General features: G+C 40.5%; 1 protein-coding gene. It reads right to left on the bottom strand.

Annotation, left to right across the window (positions count from 1 at the left end; genetic code table 11):
• A partial coding sequence (locus GY843_RS10000; protein WP_297309111.1) for a hypothetical protein occupies positions 1 to 960 on the bottom strand: 960 nt, incomplete at both ends.

Genomic DNA, 960 nt, shown 5'->3' with positions numbered 1-960 from the left:
ATAACTTCCACCTGAAGTCATAAACTTACCATACTCAGCTGCGTCGCCATTAATATTGTACAAACCAGTCGCTCCTAAATGTTGCATCTCATGCATCTGAACATTCCAAAGACTGCCCATTCCGCCGGCCTGAAAGATTTCTCTCCTTGTAACAGGATCGATATCAGTATCAGTCCATTCACGAATATCAGCAGCATCCTCAGGTGCTATGTACAGATCGGTAAGTGTTCTTCCAATTCTCTTGAAACCAACAATCATCTTGTTGATAAGCTCTTTAGAAAGATAACCAGCACCGGTAGACGCTGGGTCTATTTCATAAATAATGCCGTTTGTGTAATCACCTACTAAATTCTTACCGGCATATCTAATAAAACAGTTTGAAGTATGACGATTATTGTAACCGCCTGTACTCCATTTATACCATAATTTCATAGTGCTGTCAAAGCAATAGGTTACGCCTGATTGATCGAACGTTATTACATATACATAATGACCCTCGATTGAATATGAATAAGCAACTGCCTCTTGTTGGTCTGTAAGTTGACTTATTTGGTATTGTATCGCAGGTGTAGAAAGTATCTCAGCTTGTAATCCGTTAATCCTTCGCACATTGAAATCATCATCAAGAAAGTATATCTGATCATTCATATTAACCACTGAATCTTTTGCAATACACCCGGTACTGATTAACCCGCCTGATATTCTCGCAAATGGTAAAGAGGCAGATCCTGTTATATAAAGGACTTCAATTGTTTTTGTGCCTAAAAGATGAACGTGTTTATAATTCGAAATGGCAGCAACCAAAAAATCAGGATCACCCTCAGCGGCTATGTCAGGAGCGCCGCCCCATGATGTCGGGTCTGTTGTGCAAAGTGCGCTTGCTGTGTCAGGCACTAAGCCAATGAACCAGCCGTCTTGATATGCTAAATAAGAAGCCGTCCTTTGACTTGTTAAGGTAGT

It is taken from the genome of Neptuniibacter sp. (assembly GCF_024231755.1).
Taxonomy (GTDB): Bacteria; Pseudomonadota; Gammaproteobacteria; order Pseudomonadales; family Balneatricaceae; genus Neptuniibacter.
Note: the sequence above shows the minus strand (reverse complement) of the source record. Positions and strands in the feature narration are given on the sequence as shown.